The organism is Pseudomonas alcaligenes, from assembly GCF_014490745.1.
GTDB classification, from domain to species: Bacteria; Pseudomonadota; Gammaproteobacteria; order Pseudomonadales; family Pseudomonadaceae; genus Aquipseudomonas; species Aquipseudomonas alcaligenes_C.
In genome coordinates, this window is record NZ_LZEU01000001.1 from 83,708 (window position 1) to 101,637 (window position 17,930).

The 17,930-nt window shown below is 66.4% G+C and carries 19 protein-coding genes and 1 pseudogene; 6 read left to right on the forward strand and 14 right to left on the reverse strand.

The features are described 5' to 3' along the window. Positions 1 to 155 precede the first annotated feature (155 nt). Complete coding sequence (locus A9179_RS00375) at positions 156 to 1,571, forward strand: acetyl-CoA carboxylase biotin carboxylase subunit (RefSeq protein ID WP_187803888.1); 1,416 nt, start codon at positions 156 to 158, stop codon at positions 1,569 to 1,571. An 11-nt stretch (positions 1,572 to 1,582) separates the two neighbouring features. Next, positions 1,583 to 3,391, forward strand: coding sequence for a sodium-extruding oxaloacetate decarboxylase subunit alpha (gene oadA / locus A9179_RS00380; RefSeq protein WP_187803889.1), 1,809 nt, complete (start codon positions 1,583 to 1,585; stop codon positions 3,389 to 3,391). 124 nt (positions 3,392 to 3,515) lie between these two features. Here oadA and A9179_RS00385 read toward each other — a convergent pair whose 3' ends face one another. Further along, positions 3,516 to 3,707 (reverse strand): DUF1127 domain-containing protein, encoded by a 192-nt coding sequence (locus A9179_RS00385; protein WP_187803890.1) that lies wholly within the window; start codon positions 3,705 to 3,707, stop codon positions 3,516 to 3,518. Positions 3,708 to 4,097: 390 nt separating this feature from the next. On the opposite strand from A9179_RS00385, the gene A9179_RS00390 reads away from it, so the two are divergent. Together A9179_RS00390 and A9179_RS00395 are read left to right on the forward strand one after the other, a co-directional pair. Beyond that, positions 4,098 to 5,135, forward strand: coding sequence for a threonine aldolase family protein (locus A9179_RS00390; RefSeq protein ID WP_187803891.1), 1,038 nt, complete (start codon positions 4,098 to 4,100; stop codon positions 5,133 to 5,135). After that, positions 5,132 to 5,281 (forward strand): annotated as a pseudogene (locus tag A9179_RS00395) (CBS domain-containing protein); the annotation flags it as partial. The gene A9179_RS00390 and the pseudogene A9179_RS00395, both read left to right, overlap by 4 nt. A gap of 5 nt (positions 5,282 to 5,286) precedes the next feature. On the opposite strand, the gene A9179_RS00400 reads toward A9179_RS00395, so the two are convergent. The 11 genes from A9179_RS00400 to A9179_RS00450 all read right to left on the reverse strand — a co-directional run bounded on the left by A9179_RS00400 (position 5,287) and on the right by A9179_RS00450 (position 15,270). Next, positions 5,287 to 5,622, reverse strand: a complete 336-nt coding sequence (locus A9179_RS00400) for a hypothetical protein (RefSeq protein ID WP_187803892.1) — start codon at positions 5,620 to 5,622, stop codon at positions 5,287 to 5,289. Between the two features lie 161 nt (positions 5,623 to 5,783). Beyond that, complete coding sequence (locus A9179_RS00405) at positions 5,784 to 6,872, reverse strand: polyamine ABC transporter substrate-binding protein (protein ID WP_223123154.1); 1,089 nt, start codon at positions 6,870 to 6,872, stop codon at positions 5,784 to 5,786. Positions 6,873 to 6,894: 22 nt separating this feature from the next. After that, a complete protein-coding gene (locus A9179_RS00410; RefSeq protein ID WP_187803894.1) occupies positions 6,895 to 7,923 on the reverse strand; it encodes a histone deacetylase family protein in 1,029 nt (342 codons plus the stop codon). Positions 7,924 to 8,262: 339 nt separating this feature from the next. After that, on the reverse strand, positions 8,263 to 9,258 hold the full coding sequence (locus A9179_RS00415) for an AraC family transcriptional regulator (RefSeq protein WP_187803895.1): 996 nt from the start codon (positions 9,256 to 9,258) through the stop codon (positions 8,263 to 8,265). A gap of 123 nt (positions 9,259 to 9,381) precedes the next feature. Next, a complete protein-coding gene (locus tag A9179_RS00420) occupies positions 9,382 to 10,164 on the reverse strand; it encodes a MetQ/NlpA family ABC transporter substrate-binding protein (RefSeq protein ID WP_187803896.1) in 783 nt (260 codons plus the stop codon). Between the two features lie 98 nt (positions 10,165 to 10,262). After that, positions 10,263 to 10,943, reverse strand: a complete 681-nt coding sequence (locus tag A9179_RS00425; protein ID WP_187803897.1) for a methionine ABC transporter permease — start codon at positions 10,941 to 10,943, stop codon at positions 10,263 to 10,265. After that, the gene (locus A9179_RS00430) at positions 10,943 to 11,950 is read right to left on the reverse strand and encodes a methionine ABC transporter ATP-binding protein (protein ID WP_187803898.1); all 1,008 of its coding nucleotides are present in this window, start codon (positions 11,948 to 11,950) and stop codon (positions 10,943 to 10,945) included. The genes A9179_RS00425 and A9179_RS00430 overlap by 1 nt, the downstream gene beginning before the upstream one ends. A 305-nt stretch (positions 11,951 to 12,255) precedes the next feature. Further along, positions 12,256 to 13,140, reverse strand: coding sequence for a hypothetical protein (locus tag A9179_RS00435; protein WP_187803899.1), 885 nt, complete (start codon positions 13,138 to 13,140; stop codon positions 12,256 to 12,258). Positions 13,141 to 13,193: 53 nt separating this feature from the next. Continuing rightward, complete coding sequence (gene znuB / locus A9179_RS00440) at positions 13,194 to 13,982, reverse strand: zinc ABC transporter permease subunit ZnuB (protein WP_187803900.1); 789 nt, start codon at positions 13,980 to 13,982, stop codon at positions 13,194 to 13,196. Further along, a complete protein-coding gene (gene znuC / locus A9179_RS00445; protein WP_187803901.1) occupies positions 13,982 to 14,773 on the reverse strand; it encodes a zinc ABC transporter ATP-binding protein ZnuC in 792 nt (263 codons plus the stop codon). Before znuC ends, znuB begins: the two co-directional genes overlap by 1 nt. After that, positions 14,770 to 15,270, reverse strand: a complete 501-nt coding sequence (locus tag A9179_RS00450; protein WP_187803902.1) for a Fur family transcriptional regulator — start codon at positions 15,268 to 15,270, stop codon at positions 14,770 to 14,772. Before A9179_RS00450 ends, znuC begins: the two co-directional genes overlap by 4 nt. A gap of 63 nt (positions 15,271 to 15,333) precedes the next feature. Here A9179_RS00450 and A9179_RS00455 point away from each other — a divergent pair, with 63 nt between their 5' ends. Together A9179_RS00455 and A9179_RS00460 are read left to right on the forward strand one after the other, a co-directional pair. After that, positions 15,334 to 16,245 (forward strand): zinc ABC transporter substrate-binding protein, encoded by a 912-nt coding sequence (locus A9179_RS00455; RefSeq protein ID WP_187803903.1) that lies wholly within the window; start codon positions 15,334 to 15,336, stop codon positions 16,243 to 16,245. A 13-nt stretch (positions 16,246 to 16,258) separates the two neighbouring features. Beyond that, the gene (locus tag A9179_RS00460; RefSeq protein ID WP_187803904.1) at positions 16,259 to 16,600 is read left to right on the forward strand and encodes a hypothetical protein; all 342 of its coding nucleotides are present in this window, start codon (positions 16,259 to 16,261) and stop codon (positions 16,598 to 16,600) included. On the opposite strand, the gene A9179_RS00465 is transcribed toward A9179_RS00460, so the two are convergent. Both A9179_RS00465 and A9179_RS00470 read right to left on the reverse strand, forming a co-directional pair. Further along, positions 16,583 to 17,533: a homoserine kinase gene (locus A9179_RS00465; protein WP_187803905.1), complete on the reverse strand. Its 951-nt coding sequence runs from the start codon at positions 17,531 to 17,533 to the stop codon at positions 16,583 to 16,585. The two genes, A9179_RS00460 and A9179_RS00465, sit on opposite strands and share 18 nt — an antisense overlap. 52 nt (positions 17,534 to 17,585) lie before the next feature. Further along, entirely contained in the window at positions 17,586 to 17,873 is a 288-nt protein-coding gene (locus A9179_RS00470) for a DUF2782 domain-containing protein (protein WP_187803906.1), read from the reverse strand. Between the last annotated feature and the right edge of the window lie 57 nt (positions 17,874 to 17,930).

Consider the following 17,930-nt stretch of genomic DNA (forward strand, 5'->3'; position numbering starts at 1 on the left):
ACTATAAGTCTTGGCTAATGGCTAACCCAACAAATATTGATTTTGGTTAATCACCACGTCGGCGTAGGGTAAATACAAGACCGCTACAAGCCGTACGGTCACCCGCCGACCGCTCTGCGGCGGTCGATTGTTCACGTGATCGAGGAACCAGGCTCGTGATCAAGAAAATCCTCATTGCCAACCGCGGCGAGATTGCCGTCCGCATCGTGCGCGCCTGCGCCGAGATGGGCATCCGCTCGGTGGCGGTCTACGCCGAAGCGGATCGCATGGCGCTGCACGTCAAGCGCGCCGACGAGGCTCACAGCATCGGCGACGACCCGCTGGCCGGCTACCTCAACCCGCGCAAGCTGGTGAACCTGGCGGTGGAGACCGGCTGCGACGCCCTCCACCCGGGCTACGGCTTCCTCTCGGAGAACGCCGAGCTGGCCGATATCTGCGCCGAGCGCGGGATCAAATTTATCGGCCCCAGCGCCGAGGTGATTCGCCGCATGGGCGACAAGACCGAGGCGCGGCGCAGCATGATCGCCGCCGGCGTGCCTTGCACCCCCGGCACCGAGGGCAACGTGGCGGATATCCACGAAGCCCTGCGCGAAGGCGACCGCATCGGCTACCCGGTGATGCTCAAGGCCACCAACGGCGGCGGCGGTCGTGGCATCCGCCGCTGCAATAGCCGCGAGGAGCTGGAGCAGGCCTACCCGCGGGTGATCTCCGAGGCGAGCAAGGCCTTCGGCCGCGCCGAAGTGTTCCTCGAGAAATGCATCGTCAATCCCAAGCACATCGAGGCGCAGATCCTTGCCGACAGTTTCGGCAATACCGTGCACCTGTACGAGCGCGACTGCTCGATCCAGCGCCGCAACCAGAAGCTGATCGAGATCGCCCCCAGCCCGCAGTTGACCCCCGAGCAGCGCGCCTATATCGGCGACCTCGCCGTGCGCGCGGCCAAGGCAGTGGGCTACGAGAACGCCGGCACCGTGGAGTTCCTGCTCGCCGAGGGCGAGGTGTACTTCATGGAGATGAACACCCGGGTGCAGGTGGAGCACACCATTACCGAGGAAATCACCGGCATCGACATCGTCCGCGAGCAGATCCGCATCGCCTCGGGCCTGGAGCTGTCGGTCAAGCAGGAAGACATCCAGTACCGCGGCTTCGCCCTGCAGTTCCGCATCAACGCCGAGGATCCGAAGAACAACTTCCTGCCCTCGTTCGGCAAGATCACCCGCTATTACGCGCCTGGCGGCCCCGGCGTGCGTACCGACACGGCGATCTACACCGGCTACACCATTCCGCCGTACTACGACTCCATGTGCCTCAAGCTGATCGTCTGGGCCCTGACCTGGGAAGAGGCGATGGATCGCGGCCTGCGCGCGCTGGACGACATGCGCCTGCAGGGGGTGAAGACCACCGCCGCCTACTACCAGGAAATCCTGCGCAACCCCGAGTTCCGCAGCGGCCAGTTCAACACCAGCTTCGTCGAAGCCCACCCGGAACTGACCAACTACTCGATCAAACGCAAACCGGACGAGCTGGCCCTGGCCATCGCCGCCGCCATCGCCGCCCACGCCGGCCTGTGAGGAACTGAACCATGGCTAAGAAAATCACGGTTACCGACACCATCCTGCGCGACGCCCACCAGTCGATCATCGCCACCCGGATGCGCACCGAGGACATGCTGCCCATCTGCGACAAGCTCGACAAGGTCGGTTACTGGTCGCTGGAAGTCTGGGGCGGCGCCACCTTCGACGCCTGCGTGCGCTTCCTCAAGGAAGACCCCTGGGAGCGCCTGCGCAAGCTGAAGGCCGCGCTGCCCAACACCCGCCTGCAGATGCTCCTGCGCGGGCAGAACCTGCTCGGCTACCGCCACTACAGCGACGACGTGGTGCGCGCCTTCGTGGCCAAAGCTGCGGTGAACGGCATCGACGTGTTCCGCATCTTCGACGCGATGAACGACGTGCGTAACCTGCGCGTGTCCATCGAGGCGGTGAAGGCTGCCGGCAAGCACGCCCAGGGCACCTTGAGCTACACCACCAGCCCGGTGCACACGGTCGACGCCTATGTCGCCCAGGCCAAGGCCATGCAGGCCATGGGCATCGATTCCATCGCGATCAAGGACATGGCCGGCCTGCTCACGCCGTTCGCCACCGCCGAGCTGGTCAAGGCGCTGAAGGCCGAGGTCGACCTGCCGGTGTTCGTGCACAGCCACGACACTGCCGGCATGGGCTCGATGTGCCAGCTGAAAGCCATCGAGGCCGGGGCCGACCACATCGACACCGCCATCTCCAGCTTCGCCTGGGGCACCAGCCACCCGGGTACCGAGTCGATGGTCGCCGCCCTGCGTGGCAGCGAATACGACACCGGCCTGGATCTGGCGCTGATCCAGGAAATCGGCATGTACTTCCACGCCGTGCGCAAGAAGTACCACCAGTTCGAGAGCGAGTTCACCGCCGTCGATACCCGCGTGCAGGTCAACCAGGTGCCGGGCGGCATGATGTCCAACCTGGCCAACCAGCTGAAGGAGCAGGGCGCGCTCAACCGCATCAACGAAGTGTTCGCCGAGATCCCGAAAGTCCGCGAAGACCTCGGCTTCCCGCCCCTGGTGACGCCGACCTCGCAGATCGTCGGCACCCAGGCAGTGTTCAACGTGCTGGCCGGCGAGCGCTACAAGACCATCACCAACGAGGTGAAGCTGTACCTGCAGGGCCGCTACGGCCAGGCGCCGGGCAAGGTCAACGAGAAGCTGCGCAAGCAGGCGATCGGCAGCGAGGAAGTCATCGACGTGCGCCCGGCCGACCTGATTCCGCCGGAGCTGGCCAAGCTGCGCGCCGAGGTCGGCGCCCTGGCCAAGTCCGAAGAGGACGTGCTGACCTATGCCATGTTCCCCGACATCGGCCGCAAGTTCCTCGAAGAGCGCGCCGCCGGCACCCTGACTCCGGAAGTGCTGCTGCCGATCCCCGAAGCCGGTGGCGTGGCCCCGGCCGGCGGCGAAGGTGTGCCGACCGAGTTCGTCATCGACGTGCACGGCGAGAGCTACCGCGTGGATATCACCGGCGTGGGCGTGAAGGGCGACGGCAAGCGCCACTTCTACCTGTCCATCGACGGCATGCCGGAAGAAGTGGTGTTCGAGCCGCTCAACGACTTCGTCGGCGGTGGCGGCAGCAAGCGCAAGCACGCCAGCGCTCCGGGCGACGTCAGCACCACCATGCCGGGTAATATCGTCGACGTGCTGGTGAAAGAAGGCGACGTGGTCAAGACCGGCCAGGCCGTGCTGATCACCGAAGCGATGAAAATGGAAACCGAGGTTCAGGCGCCGATCGCCGGTACCGTCAAGGCCATCCACGTGGCCAAGGGCGACCGCGTCACCCCCGGCGAAGTGCTGGTGGAAATCGAGGCCTGATCGGTCACGAGCAAGTCCCTGTGGGGAGCCGCGAGGCTCCCCTTTTTTATGCGCGGATTCCGCGCTGGGGCGGGCACAAAAAAGGGAAGCACTCGGCTTCCCTTTGGGCGGTGACGCGTTCGACTCAGCGCCAGAACGGCTTGCGGATTTCCGCTTCGCGCTGGTACAGGCTGATGCCGGCGTCGCTCAGCAGGCGCTCGTCCAGCTTGGCCAGTTCGCGGCGGCTGATGATACGGCGCTGCCAGAGCAGCAGGGTATCGAGCAGGTTGGTGGCCGAATGTTGGTGGATCAGGTCGGAACCGAGGGTACGTTCCATGGTGGACTTCCTTCCGCTTGTGGCGGGATCAGAGGGTGTTCTACTTGGAGCCTATTTTCCTGTCTTTGCGGTTAACTTTTTAGGCACAGCTGGGTGAAATTGCGCGGCTATTTATTAGCCTGCTTGCTAACTGTTCTGTTTTTATGCGCACAGCTGTACTGGTCACCAGTGAAATCTGGCGAGCGCCGTATTTGTGCAGGATTAAGTCCTGACTCAGGTTTGGTTGGCGGGATATTCGTTGCGGTACAGTTTTTTATTGCACTGGTTTGAGGCATATCTGTTTCTGTCGCAAAGTGCGGTGTGCCTGTCGCCGTTCTGGCAGTGGTCGGCCTACTGTCTGGCTTACAGTAGGCTGATCCAATCAGCCCCCGGTGCGCACAAGGAAAGCCCATGACCGACTCGACCCAGCAATTCGCCAGCGACAACTATTCCGGCATTTGCCCGGAGGCCTGGGCGGCCATGGCCGAGGCCAATAGCGGACACCAGCGCGCCTATGGCGAAGACCAGTGGACGGCGCGTGCCTCCGACCAGTTTCGCCAGCTGTTCGAGACCGACTGCGAGGTGTTCTTCGCCTTCAACGGCACGGCGGCCAACTCCCTGGCCCTGGCCTCGCTGTGTCAGAGCTACCACAGCGTGATCTGCTCGGAGACCGCCCACGTCGAGACCGACGAGTGCGGCGCCCCGGAGTTCTTCTCCAACGGCTCCAAGCTGCTTACCGCCAAGACGCTGAGCGGTAAATTGACCCCCGAATCGATCCGCGAGATCGCCCTCAAGCGCCAGGACATCCACTACCCCAAGCCGCGGGTGGTGACCCTGACCCAGGCCACCGAGGTTGGCACCGTCTACCGCCCCGAGGAAGTCCGCGCGATCAGCCAGGTGTGCAAGGAACTCGGCCTCAACCTGCACATGGACGGCGCGCGCTTCGCCAATGCCTGCGCCTCGCTCGGCTGCAGCCCGGCCGAGCTGACCCGGCAGGCCGGCGTCGACGTGCTGTGCTTCGGCGGCACCAAGAACGGCATGGCGGTGGGCGAGGCCATCCTGTTCTTCAACAAGGCCCTGGCCGAGGACTTCGATTACCGCTGCAAGCAGGCCGGCCAGCTGGCCTCGAAGATGCGTTTTCTCTCCGCGCCCTGGGTTGGCCTGTTGCAGAACGATGCCTGGCTGCACTACGCCAACCACGCCAACCGCTGCGCGCGCCTGCTGGCCGAGCTGGTGGCGGATGTGCCGGGGGTGAGCCTGATGTTCCCGGTCGAGGCCAACGGCGTGTTCCTGCAGCTCTCCGAGCCGGCGCTGGAGCGCCTGCGCGACTGGGGCTGGCGCTTCTACACCTTCATCGGCGCCGGTGGCGCGCGCTTCATGTGCAGCTGGGATACCGAGGAAGCGCGGGTGCGCGAGCTGGCGGCGGATATCCGTCGGGCGATGGCCTGATGACCGACGGCCACCTGCGCCACCTGCCGGTGCTGGAGGGCGAGCAACTGCTGGGCCTGCTGTCGATCGGCGACCTGGTCAAGGCCACCGTCGCCGAGCAGGACGGCCTGATCCAGCACCTGGAGCAGTACATCCGCGGCGCCTGAGGCGCCTATTCCTGCGCTGCTGCCTCGGTGGCCGGGGCGTCTTCGGCCTCCTTGGTCACTTCGCAAATGCCATTGGCGCCCTTTTTCCCGGTGTAGGACACGGTGGGCGTGCCTTTGCCATCCAGGCTGACGGAGATGGTCACGCCTTCGCCCTTGGCTTCGAAGTACTGCTCGCTGAACTTGTGCAGGGTGGCCTGCTTGTCGTTGATGGTCACCGGCCCGCCGGCCTTGGCCTGCACGCGGATATCGCTGGGGCAGGTGAAGTCGAGCTCGGGCAGGTTCTGGGCGCTGGCGGCAGTGGCAACAACCAGCAGGGGCAGGGCAGTCAGCAATCTATCCATGGCGGTGGCTCCTGGCAGTGGGCGCGGCGGGACGCACCCTAGATTGCTCACCTAAGCAGCCGCCCACGACCTTGTCCAACCCGTGCGACGCGGGCCGATGAGCTGCAGGCAGAAAAGCAAAACCGGCCCGCAGGCCGGTTTCGTCACGCGGCTCAGGCGGCTCAGTTGCCGGTCTTGACCTTGCTCCAGGCGCGGGTACGTGCACGCTCGGCGGCACGCGGCAGCGGCTCGAGGGTGTACAGGGTCTTCATCGCCTCGGCGCTGGGGTAGAGGTTGGGGTTGGTGCGGATCGCCTCGGCGACCAGGGCGGTGGCGTCCTTGTTCGGGTTGGGGTAGCCAACGAAGTCGGAGATCGGCGCGATCACCTGCGGCTGCAGGAGGAAGTTGATGAAGGCGTGGGCCTCGTCGATGTTCTTCGCGTCTTTCGGGATCGCCATCATGTCGAACCAGATCGGCGCGCCTTCTTTGGGCAGGCGCATGTCCACGGTCACGCCGTTCTTTGCCTGCTTGGCGTTGTTGGCGGCCTGGGAGAAGCTGCCGGAGTAGCCGACGGCCACGCAGATTTCGCCGTTGGCGATGTCGCTCATGTACTTGGAGCTGTGGAAGTAGCGCACGTACGGGCGGATCTTGCTCAGCAGTGCCTCGGCCTTGGCGTAGTCGGCCGGCTCCGTGCTGTTGGGCGGCAGGCCCAGGTAGTGCAGGGCGATCGGCAGGATCTCCGACGGCGAGTCGAGCAGGGTCACGCCGCAGTCCTTGAGCTTGCTGATGTTCTCTTCCTTGAACAGCAGATCCCAGCTGTTCACCGGCGCATTGTCACCGAGGGCGGCCTTGACCTTGTCCGGGTTGAAGCCGAGCAGCACGGTGCCGTACATGTAGGGCACGGCGTACTGGTTGCCCGGGTCGTTGGCCTCGATCAGCTTCATCAGCTGCGGGTCGAGGTGCTGCCAGTTGGGCAGCTTGCTACGGTCGAGCTTCTGGAACACGCCGGCCTCGACCTGCTTGGCGAGGAACACGTTGGACGGCACCACCAGGTCATAGCCGGAGTTGCCGGTGAGCAGCTTGGCTTCCAGTGCCTCGTTGGTGTCGAAGATGTCGTAGGTCAGCTTGATGCCGCTGTCCTGCTTGAACTTGGTCAGGGTTTCCGGGGTGATGTAGTCGAACCAGTTGTAGACCTTGAGTTCACGGTCGGCAGCCTGGACGGTTGCGGTGAGGGTGAGGCCGCAGATGGCGGCAGCGAGCAGTTTCTTCATCTTGTTGTTCTCCTCTGCGGGCTCAGGCGCCCTGGAAACCTTCGAGCACATTGACGGCGTTGATGCCGATTTCGGCCACTGCGTAGCCCCCCTCCATGACGAACAGGGTGGGCTTGCCCAGCGCGGCGATGCGCTGGCCCATGCGCAGGTAGTCCGGGCTGTCGAGCTTGAAGCTGGAGATCGGGTCGTTCTGGTAGGTATCCACGCCGAGCGATACCAGCACCACGTCCGCGTCATAGGCGGCGATGCGCTTGCAGGCGGTGTCCAGGGCGGCGCCCCAGACATCCCAGGCGCTGCCGGCGGCCAGTGGCAGGTTGAGGTTGTAGCCCTCGCCCGCGCCGGCCCCGGTCTCGTCGGCGTAGCCGAGGAAGTGCGGGTACTCGAAGCTCGGGCTGCCGTGGATGTTGGCGACGAACACGTCAGCGCGCTCGTAGAAAATCGACTGGGTGCCGTTGCCGTGGTGGTAGTCGACGTCGAGGATGGCCACGCGCTTGGCGCCCTGGTCGAGAAAGGCCTGGGCGGCGATGGCGACGTTGTTCAGGTAGCAGTAGCCGCCCATCACGTCGGCGCTGGCGTGGTGGCCCGGTGGACGGCACAGGGCGAAGGCGCTGCGTGCACCGGCGGCGACTTCACGCTGGGCGGTGAGGGCGACCTGGGCCGAGGTGTAGACGGCCTGCCAGGTGCCGGCGGTGATCGGCGCGAAGCAGTCGAAGCTGTGGAAGCCGTACTGGCCGTAGAGATCGTCCGGGCGCTTGGCGCGCAGATGGCGGGCCGGGAACACGCCGGGCAGGAAGTCGGCCGTGTTGCCCTGGGCGGCCCAGCCGGCCCAGGCCTTCTGCAGGAAATCCAGGTAATCGGCGCTGTGGATGCGCGCGATCGGGGTCAGGCCGAAATCCTCTGGCTCGCGAATCGCGCCGAGCTGCTGGGCCTTGACCCGGGCCAGCACATGGTCGGCGCGCGCCGGCATCTCGAAACAGGGCTGGAATTCACCGCCGACCATTTCGCCCTGGGCGTGGTGCAGGCGGTGGTCGTCGCTGTAGATGGTCAGCATGGTTGTTGTTCTCCTGACATGACGTCTGCCTGCATTGTTGGCAGGCCCGAGCGCCCGGGAAAACGACAGGAATGGCCAAGATGGGATAGATGTGGCCAATTTATGCTGGGCATAGCGGCCATATTTCTCTCATTTATCACGTGGTATCCGAGTCCTATGCGTTCTTTCCCGAACCTGCCCTCACAGCAAACCGCCATTCCCGCGTAGGCGGGGCAGCGGCTTTATCGCTGAACAGCGCTTGCGCTGGCCCGAAGGGGAATAATCCAGAGAGCGGTGGCACCTGGGCTCCCGTCTGCGCGGGAGCGACGGTAGATGGAGCGCGAGCCTGGCGCCAGATTACTAGCTGCGAAAGCGACTCGGTGGCAGGCCGCTCCAGCGCTGGAAGGCATGGCGGAAGCTGGCGGTCTCGCTGTAGCCCATGGCTTCGGCGATGCGGTGGATCGGCAGTTCCTGCTGCTCCAGCAGTTGCCGGGCCCGTTCGAAGCGTAGTTCGTCGAGCAGGCGCTGGTAGCTGCTGCCGGCTTCCTGCAGGTGGCGGCGCAGGCTGCGCGCCGAGCAGTTGAGCTGCTGCGCCAGTCCTTCCAGCCCCGGCGGATTGTGCAGTTGCGCGGCCAGGGCCTGGCGGCAGCGGCCGAGCAGGGTCTGGCGACTGACGAACTCGCTATTCAGGCGTTGGCAGCGTTCGCGCATGTCGCGCTGGGTCACCGTATCGGCCAGCGGCAGGCGCCGTTGCAGCCAGCTGGCGTCGAAGGCGAAGGCGTTGCGTTCGGCGTTGAAGCTGCAGGGGTTGGGGAAGCTGGGGCGGTAGTCGCGCTCGTAGGCCGGCGCGGCATGGCGGAAGTGGGCGGCGCGCAGCAACAGCGGGCGGCCGAGCAGGTCGTCGCAGACCAGCTTCATCGAGGCCAGGCAGAACTCGACGTTGAAGGTCAGCAGCTCCGGCAGGTCGCGGTAGCCGTCGGCGCACAGCCAGACCAGATCGCCTTCGCGCTGCAGGCTCAGCTCGAAGTAGGTGCCGAGCAGGGCCGGAAACTGCAGCGCCAGCTCCAGCGCATCGCCGAGGGTGGCACTGGACAGCAGGGCGTAGCCGAGCGGGCCGTAGGACGACACGTGCATGCGCCGGCCCAGTACCAGGCCGAGCTCGCGGCAGTGGGCCAGGGCGTTGGCGCAGACGCGCATTTCCTGGGCAGTGGTGATGCGGATGTCCGGGCGCTGCAGGTCGGCCGGGCGGATGCCGCTGCCCTGCAACAGCAGATCGGCGGGCACGCCACGTTCCTGGCCGATGCAGTCGAGCACCAGGACGATGGTGTGCAGGGTGGTCAGGTGCGAATGCAGCATGGTGCCAACGGTGTCAGCAAAATCCGCGCTGGGCAAGCTGTCACCCAGGGCAGTGCATGACGGGCATAAAAAAGCCCGCTCGATGAGCGGGCTTTTGCAGGGCAGCGGCAGCGGCAGCGGCGATCAGAACGCCGGCACTACGGCGCCTTTGTACTTGTCTTCGATGAACTTCTTCACTTCCGGGCTGTGCAGGGCCTTGGCCAGTTTCTGCAGGGCCGGCTTGTCCTTGTTGGCCGCGGCGACCACCAGGATGTTGACGTAGGGCGAGTCGCTGCCTTCGATCACCAGGGCGTCCTTGGTCGGGTTGAGGCCGGCTTCCAGGGCGTAGTTGGTGTTGATCAGGGCCAGGTCGACCTGGGCCAGCACGCGCGGCAGGGTGGCCGCTTCAAGTTCACGTACCTTGATGCCTTTCGGGTTCTCGGCGATGTCCTTGACGGTGGCGGTGATGCCGGCGTCGGCCTTGAGCTTGATCACCCCAGCCTTCTGCAGCAGCAGCAGGGCGCGGCCGCCGTTGGTGGCGTCGTTGGGGATGACCACGTTGGCGCCTTGCGGCAGGTCGGCGAGGTTCTTGATCTTGCTGGAGTAGGCGCCGAAGGGCTCCACGTGCACGCCGGCGATGCTCACCAGCTTAGTGCCGCGCGAGGCGTTGAATTCATCCAGGTACGGCTGGTGCTGGAAGAAGTTGGCGTCCAGGCGGCCTTCGGCAACCTGCACGTTGGGCTGCACGTAGTCGGTGAAGACCTTGACCTTGAGGTCGACGCCTTCCTTGGCCAGGGCCGGTTTGACGAATTCGAGGATCTCCGCGTGCGGCACGGCGGTGGCGGCAACGCTGATCGAGTCGGCGGCCTGGGCGGCAGCGGAGGTGAGGGCCGCAGCGGCGGCCAGGGCAGTCAGCAGTTTCTTCATGGTTCAACTCCTTGTGGGATTTTGGCGCGGGGTCCGACGGGTGGCCGGTCGCCCGCTGTTCTAGGTGTTGCGAATCCGGGGTTACTTGCGCGAGCTTTTTATTTCCTAGAAAAATGCACCACCAGCTTGTCACCGACGCTCTGCAGCACCTGCACCAGGATCAGCAGGAGGATCACGGTGACCGCCATCACGTCCGGCTGGTAGCGCTGGTAGCCGTAGCGCACGGCCAGGTCGCCAAGACCGCCGCCGCCGATCAGACCGCTCATGGCGGTGTAGGACACCAGGGTGATGGCGGTGACCGTGGTGGCGGCGATCAGCCCCGGCAGCGCTTCCGGCAGCAGGGCGCGGAAGATGATCTGCAGGGTGGTCGCGCCCATGGCCTGGGTCGCCTCGATGATGCCGCGATCCACCTCTCTCAAGGCGGTCTCCACCAGGCGGGCGAAGAACGGTGTGGCGCCGACCACCAGTGGCGGGATGGCGCCGGCCACGCCCAGCGAGGTGCCGGTGATCAGCACGGTCAGCGGAATCATCAGGATCAGCAGGATCACGAACGGCACCGAGCGCAGCACGTTGACCACCAGCGACAGCACGGCGTACAGCGCGCGCTGTTCGAACATCTGCCGCGGCCCGGTGAGAAACAGCAGCACGCCGAGCGGCAGGCCGAGCAGCACGGTGAACAGGGTGGCACCGCCAAGCATATTGAGGGTGTCGAGGCTGGCGTAGCCGATTTCCGGCCAGTCGACGTTGGGTAGCCAGTTGGCCAACAGTTGTTCGAGCATCAGCGCAGTACCTCCAGATGCACGTCGGCCGCCTGGAAGCGCGCCAGCGCGGCGTCGATGTCGCCGCCGGTCAGGGCCAGGGTCAGCTGGCCGTAGGGACTGTCCTTGATGCGGTCGATGCGCCCGGCGAGGATGCTGTAATCCACCCCGGTCTCGCGCGCCACGGTGCCCAGCAGCGGCGCGTAGGTGGCCTCGCCCTGGAAGGTCAGACGCAGGATCTTGCCACTGACATGGGCGAAGTCGTCGCGCTGCTCGTCTTCATCGATGTGCTCGTCTTCCTGGACGAAGCGGCGGGTGGTCGGGTGCTGCGGATGGAGGAACACCTGGGCCACCGGGCCCTGCTCGACTATGGTGCCGGCGTCCATCACCGCCACCTGGTCGCAGACCCGGCGGATCACGTCCATCTCGTGGGTGATCAGGACGATGGTCAGGCCCAGTTCGCGGTTGATCTCGGCCAGCAGTTGCAGCACCTGGGCGGTGGTCTGCGGGTCGAGGGCGCTGGTGGCCTCGTCGCAAAGCAGGATCTTCGGCCGGGTGGCCAGGGCGCGGGCGATGCCGACCCGCTGCTTCTGCCCACCGGACAGCTGCGCCGGGTACTTGCCGGCGTGCTCGCTGAGGCCGACGCGGGCCAGCAGCTCGGCGACGCGCTGGTCGATCTCGGCGCGGCTCAGTTCACCGGCCAGCTGCAGGGGCATGGCGACGTTGGCGGCGACGGTCTTCGACGACAGCAGGTTGAAGTGCTGGAAGATCATCCCGACCTGCTGGCGGAAGCGGCGCAGGCCGTTGGCGTCGAGGGCGGTGACGTCTTCGCCATCGATCTCGATGCGCCCGCCCGAAGGCTCTTCCAGGCGGTTGATCAGGCGCAGCAGGGTGCTCTTGCCGGCGCCGGAATGGCCGATCAGGCCGAACACCTGGCCGCGCTCGACGCGCAGGCTGGTGGGCTGCAAAGCGGGCACATCGCGCCCGGCGACCCGATAGGTCTTGTTGACGTGGTGAAACTCGATCACGGAGCGAACCTTGTGGGTACGGGGGAGTGAGAGCCGCAATCCGGTGGGCGCGGCGACTCCATCTAGCCTAGGCGGTTAGCCGAAAGCCGCGCATTTTAGCCGGTTTGTTTATGCGTTCTTAGTCTTTCTTGGCCGGAGTTGCTTCGGCAAAGGCATAAGCGCGCAGGGCGGGTGCAACCCGCGTGTCTGCCTCGCGGGTTACACCCGCCCTACAAGATGCTGCGGAGCTCGCGAGCTAGAGCCAGGCCAGGCGGGCGAGGCTCTTGCCCAACGACGCATGGCCGACGCGCAGCAGCTCCGGGAGGTCAGCCGTTGCTTTGCGGGCTCAGGACGAGGCGCGGCTCCTGATCCGGCTTGAGCACCGGGGAGAACTGCGGGGTGAAGCCGGGCTCGAGCTTCTTGATCCGCGCCGAGAGCAGGGCGGCGACGAAGGGGTAGTCCTTGGCCTCGCGCACTTCCAGGCGCACCGCACAGTCGAAGGCGACCACGTCGGCGGCGACCACGTCGAGCAGCTTGCGCAGGCCTTCGCGATCCTGGGCATCGAGCATCGGCATCGGCACGCTGCTGCTGGCGGCCTTGGGGTCGATCAGCTGGGCACGCGGCTTGGCCGCTTCTGCCAGCGCGGCGGCCTTGTCCGCCGCGGCCTGGCGGGCAGCCTGGGCGGCGGCTTCGCGCTCGGCGGCAGCTTTCTGCGCGGCGAGTTTCTGCTGCTGGGCGCGCTCGGCATCCTGCTTGGCCTTGGCCGCCAGCTCGGCGGCACTCGGTACCACTTTGGCCGGTGCCGGCGGCGTTACCGGGGCAGCCGGAGCGGCCTTTTGCGCCACGGCGGCCAGGCTCTGTTCGTATTGGCCCTTCAGGCCCGGGGCCTTGGCCATGTACGGCTTGGCCTTGGCCAGCGAGGCAGCGGCGGCAGTGGTGTCCTGGGCGGCGAGCTGGCGCTGGCCCTGCTTGAGGTAGGCGCCGGCCAGCTCGCGCTGGTACTGCTCGATGCGCACGTCGCTCTTGTCGACGTTCTGCTGCAGGGTGCTGAGGGCCTGCTCGGCGGCCTGCAGCTCGCCGCGATCGATCTGCGCGGAGACGCCGTTGAAGCCTTTGACCAGCTCATCGGTCGTCCAGTACTCGGCATGGGCCTGGCCCAGCAGCAAGCTCAGGGCGAATGTGGCGAGAGCTTGCTTCTTGCTGAAATTCATTTTGTGACCCGCTGGTTTTGTGTCGTTTCTGGTTGGGCAAAAAACGCCCAATCCTAGCGGGCCCGGCGGGGCAGGGCAAAGCCTACGAGGAAAATTGCTGCGGCTGATACCACGATAGAAGGCCCGGCGGGCGTGTCCTGGTACCAGGAAAGGCTCAAGCCCGCGCCTACCGCGAGCATGCCGAGGATGCTGGCGCCGATCGCCATCTGCTCCGGGGTACGGGCATGGCGCTGGGCGGCGGCGGCCGGAATGATCAGCAGCGAAGTGATCAGCAGCACCCCGACTATCTTCATCGCCACCGCGATCACCACCGCGATCAGCAGCATCAGTGCCAGGCGCAGGGCCGCCACCGGCAGGCCTTCGACCCGCGCCAGCTCCTCGTGCACGGTGATCGCCAGCAGCTGGCGCCACAGCGGCAGCAGCAGGGTCAGCACCAGCGCGCAGCCACCGAGGATCCAGGCCAGGTCGCTGCCGCTGACCGCCAGCAGGTCGCCGAACAGATAGCCCATCAGGTCGATGCGCACATTGTCCATAAAGCTCAGTACCACTAGGCCCAGCGACAGGGTGGTCGGCGCGAGGATGCCGAGCAGGGTGTCCGAAGCCAGTGGCTGGCGCTGCTGCAGGGTTACCAGCAGCACGGCCAGCAGCAGGCAGCCAGCGGTTACCGCCAGGGTCGGGCTGATGTCGAGCAGGAAGCCCAGGGCCACGCCGAGCAGCGCGGCATGCGACAGGGTGTCGCCGAAATAGGCCATGCGCCGCCACACCACGAAGGAGCCGAGCGGGCCGGCGACCAAAGCCAGGGCCAGGCCGGCGAGCAGGGCGTTGAGGAGGAAGTCAGGCATCAGTGTTTGCATCCCGGGCCGTGGACATGGGCCGGGCCGTGGATGGTCAGGCCGGGCTGGGCGACCACCGCGCCATGCAGGTCGTGGCTGTGGTCGTGGTGGTGGTGGTAGATCGCCAGGCTCTTGGCGTCCTGGCCGAACAGCTCGACGAAGGCCGGGTCGTTGCTGACCTGTTCCGGGTGGCCGGAGCAGCACACATGGCGATTCAGGCAGACCACCTGGTCGGTGGTGCTCATCACCAGGTGCAGGTCGTGGGAGACCATCAGCACGCCGCACTGGTGGCGGTCGCGCAGGCGGGTGATCAGGCGGTACAGCTCGGCCTGGCCGGCCACGTCGACGCCCTGTACCGGCTCGTCGAGCACCAGCAGCTGCGGTTCGCGCAGCAGGGCGCGGGCCAGCAGCACGCGCTGCAGCTCGCCGCCGGAAATGCTTTGCAGCGGGCTGTCGAGCACCTGCTCGGCGCCGACTTCGGCCAGCGCCGCCTGCACCGCGGCGCGGTCGACGCCGGGCACCAGGCGCAGGAAGCGCAGCACCGACAGCGGCAGGGTGGCGTCCACCTGCAGCTTCTGCGGCATGTAGCCGATGCGCAGGCGCGGCAGGCGCTGCACCGTGCCGCGGTCAGGCTTGAGCAGGCCGAGCACGGTGCGCACCAGGGTGGTTTTGCCGGCGCCGTTGGGGCCGATCAGGGTGACGATCTCGCCGGCGCGTACGGCCAGCTGCACCTCGTTGAGTACGGCCTGGCCGGCGAAGTCGACGCCCACGCCGTCGAGCTGGATCAGCGCCTGGCTCATTGCGGCTCCCGGCAGCCGGCGCACAGGCCGACGATTTCCACGGTCTGGCTCTCCACGGCGAAGCCGACTTCGCTGGCACTTTGCACTATGGCGTCCCTGATCGCCGCCTGCTCCAGCTCGATGGCCGTGTGGCAGGTCTTGCAGATGAGGAACTGGCCCTGGTGCAGCTCGCCAGGGTGGATGCAGCCGATAAAGGCGTTGAGCGAGGCGATGCGGTGCACCAGGCCGTTTTCCAGGAGGAAATCCAGCGCCCGATAGACGGTCGGCGGCGCGGCGCGACGGCCGTCTTCCTCGCTGAGCACGCCGAGGATGTCGTAGGCGCCCAGTGGCTTGTGGCTCTGCCAGACCAGCTCCAGCACGCGTTTGCGCAGGGCGGTCAGGCGCGTGCCCTGCTTGGCGCACAGCGCTTCGGCCTCGGCCAGGGCGCTGCTGACGCAGTGCGAGTGGTCGTGCGGCAGACAGGCCAGGGGCGTGTTGCTGGTCAGTGGCTTGAACATGACGAGGACGTCCGGGTGAAGAGACGTTATTCTATAACTCTTTGCCCGCCGAGTCTTGCCGTCGTGTCGCGTCTTTCCGCTCTTGTCCTGTTGTGCCTGTTTTCCCTCTCCGCCCGCGCCGAAGTGCAGGTGCTGACCAGCATCAAGCCGCTGCAGCTGATTGCCGCTGCCGTGCAGGAAGGCGTCGGCACGCCGGGCGTGCTGCTGCCGCCGGGCGCCTCGCCGCACCAGTTCGCCCTGCGTCCGTCCGATGTGCGCCGGGTGCAGAGCGCAGACCTGCTGTACTGGATCGGCCCGGACATGGAAACCTTCCTGCCGCGTGTCCTGAAAGGTCGCGAGGCTCCGGCGGTCGCCGTGCAGGGCTTGCCGGGCCTGACGCTGCGTCACTTCGGTGAAGGCGAGCACGAGCATGAGCACGACAGTGGCGAGGCCGATCACGACGAGCATGACCACGCCCACCAGCCCGGCAGCCTCGACGCCCACCTGTGGCTGCTGCCGGCCAATGCGCGGGTGATCGCCGCGCAGATGGCTGCCGACCTGGCCGCTGCCGACCCGGCCAATGCCGCGCGCTACCAGGCCAACCTGCAGGCCTTCGGCCAACGCCTGGATGCCCTGGATGCTCAGCTGAAGACGCGCCTGGCGCCACTGGCCGGCAAGCCGTTCTTCGTCTTCCACGAGGCCTTCGACTACTTCGAGGCGGCCTATGGCCTGCGCCATGCCGGGGTGTTCAGCGTGGCCAGCGAAGTGCAGCCCGGCGCCCGCCATGTCGCCGTCATGCGCGAACGCCTGCAGGCAGCCGGGCCGAGTTGCGTATTCAGCGAACCGCCGCTGCGCCCGCGTTTGGCGGAAACTCTCAGCGCCGGCCTGCCAGTACAGCTGGCCGAACTGGATGCCCTGGGCGCCCAGGCACAGAGCTACGAGCAGCTGCTGGATGGCCTGGCCGCGGGCATGGCGGCCTGCCTGCAACCGCTCTGACAAGGAGTCATGAATGCGCAGCAAGGGATGGCTGGGGCTGGCGGCGGCAGTGCTGCTGGCTGGCGTGAGCGCGGGGCTGGGTTACCAGGCCGCCCGCTGGCAGGCGGGGACGCTGGATATCCTCTGCCCCGGCGACTTTCGTGAATACCGCAGCGCAGTGGCGCTGGGCGATGCCGGCGGCATCCAGCTGCCGGCGGGCACCCGCCTGCGTGTGCGCTTCTGCGAATACAACGCGCAAGCGCAGCTGGAAGTGCTGATCGACAAGCGCGAGTTCAGCCAGCTGCAGCTGCAGGCCAATCCGCGCGGCGAGCGCTGGCTGTACAACCTGCAGCCAGCCTCAGAGGGCGAGCGGTAGGAGCTGGCTGACCTGCTGGCGCTGCGCCAGGCGGCGCTGGAACTCGTTGGGGTCCTTGACCAGCACGTCGCGGCCCTGGAAGCGTCGCACGGCGATCAGGCGTGACAGCCAGAAACGCAGGCAGGCGATGCGCAGCATGGCCGGCCACAGCTCGGCCTCGGCGCGCGTGAAGGGGCGCAGGGCGGCATAGGCGCCGAGCAGGGCGCGGGTGCGCGGCCCGTCGAGGCTGTCGTCGGCCTGCGAGCACCAGTCGTTCACCGTGATCGCCAGGTCGTAGAGCATCGGCCCCGAGCAGGCGTTGTAGAAGTCGATCACTCCGGCCAGCTGGTTGCCGTCGAACAGCGCGTTGTCGCGGAACAGGTCGGCGTGCAGGTTGGCTCGCGGCAGCGCCAGCAGGCGCGCTTTCAGCTCGGCCACTTCGTGCAGGCTGGCGCGCAGCAGCGGCAGCTGTTCGTCGTGCAGCTCCAGGGCCAGTACCGGGCCTTCCTCGAGCATCCAGTCGAGGCCACGGTCGCTGCGGCGTTCGAGGATCTCGCCCTGGGTCGCCAGGTGCAGGCGCGCCAGCCAGCTGCCAATCTCGGCGCAGTGGTGGGCGTTGGGCTGGCTGATGTGCTTGCCGGCCAGGCGCGGCTGCAGGATCGCCGGCTTCTCCGCCAGTTCGCGCAGGGTCTCGCCCTGCTGCGTCGGTACCGCGTAGGGTACCGGCAGGCCGGCCTGGTGCAGGCGTTCGAGCAGGGCGATGAAGAACGGCATGTCGGCCCGTGGCCCGCGCTCGACCAGGGTCAGCACATATTCACCGCCTTCCAGGCTGATGAAGAAATTGCTGTTCTCGGTACCGGCGCTGATGCCCTGGAAATCCTTCAGCCGCCCCAGCCCGTAGGGTTCGAGAAAGGCTTCCAGTTCGTGGCGTTCCAGGGGGGTGAAGACCGACATGATGGGGGTGTCCGTTAGTGAGCGATGAGCGGGGCGGTGCCCGCCCGGCGGGTCACCACTTAAAGATTTCCCAGGCCGGGATCAGCATGTCCGGGTCATCCGAGCGGATGAAATTGCCGTCGCTGCCATCGGCGCGCACCAGGAAGTAGGGCTTGCCGTTCTTCGGGGTGACCTTGATGGCGTAGAGAAAGCCGTTCTGCCGGTATTCCTGGATGGTCTTGTCGCCCTCCTGGCGGATCGTCACTTCCGGGTCGGCATCCGGTGCGTCGTCGGCGGCGATGGCATAGAGCGGGCTGACAGCCAGCAGGCTGGCGAGCAACAGGCGGTTGAGTACGCGCATGGTAACCTTGTCCCTTTGTCGTCAATGGTCGGTTCAGTTTACCCCCGGCCCTCAGGA

Bases quoted from the DNA above. Each gene is read 5' to 3' on its own strand.
- oadA (WP_187803889.1), top strand. From the start codon at position 1,583: ATGGCTAAGAAAATCACGGTTACCGACACCATCCTGCGCGACGCCCAC.
- A9179_RS00385 (WP_187803890.1), bottom strand. From the start codon at position 3,707: ATGGAACGTACCCTCGGTTCCGACCTGATCCACCAACATTCGGCCACC.
- A9179_RS00390 (WP_187803891.1), top strand. From the start codon at position 4,098: ATGACCGACTCGACCCAGCAATTCGCCAGCGACAACTATTCCGGCATT.
- A9179_RS00400 (WP_187803892.1), bottom strand. From the start codon at position 5,622: ATGGATAGATTGCTGACTGCCCTGCCCCTGCTGGTTGTTGCCACTGCC.
- A9179_RS00405 (WP_223123154.1), bottom strand. From the start codon at position 6,872: ATGAAGAAACTGCTCGCTGCCGCCATCTGCGGCCTCACCCTCACCGCA.
- A9179_RS00410 (WP_187803894.1), bottom strand. From the start codon at position 7,923: ATGCTGACCATCTACAGCGACGACCACCGCCTGCACCACGCCCAGGGC.
- A9179_RS00415 (WP_187803895.1), bottom strand. From the start codon at position 9,258: ATGCTGCATTCGCACCTGACCACCCTGCACACCATCGTCCTGGTGCTC.
- A9179_RS00420 (WP_187803896.1), bottom strand. From the start codon at position 10,164: ATGAAGAAACTGCTGACTGCCCTGGCCGCCGCTGCGGCCCTCACCTCC.
- A9179_RS00425 (WP_187803897.1), bottom strand. From the start codon at position 10,943: ATGCTCGAACAACTGTTGGCCAACTGGCTACCCAACGTCGACTGGCCG.
- A9179_RS00435 (WP_187803899.1), bottom strand. From the start codon at position 13,140: ATGAATTTCAGCAAGAAGCAAGCTCTCGCCACATTCGCCCTGAGCTTG.
- znuB (WP_187803900.1), bottom strand. From the start codon at position 13,982: ATGCCTGACTTCCTCCTCAACGCCCTGCTCGCCGGCCTGGCCCTGGCT.
- znuC (WP_187803901.1), bottom strand. From the start codon at position 14,773: ATGAGCCAGGCGCTGATCCAGCTCGACGGCGTGGGCGTCGACTTCGCC.
- A9179_RS00450 (WP_187803902.1), bottom strand. From the start codon at position 15,270: ATGTTCAAGCCACTGACCAGCAACACGCCCCTGGCCTGTCTGCCGCAC.
- A9179_RS00460 (WP_187803904.1), top strand. From the start codon at position 16,259: ATGCGCAGCAAGGGATGGCTGGGGCTGGCGGCGGCAGTGCTGCTGGCT.
- A9179_RS00465 (WP_187803905.1), bottom strand. From the start codon at position 17,533: ATGTCGGTCTTCACCCCCCTGGAACGCCACGAACTGGAAGCCTTTCTC.
- A9179_RS00470 (WP_187803906.1), bottom strand. From the start codon at position 17,873: ATGCGCGTACTCAACCGCCTGTTGCTCGCCAGCCTGCTGGCTGTCAGC.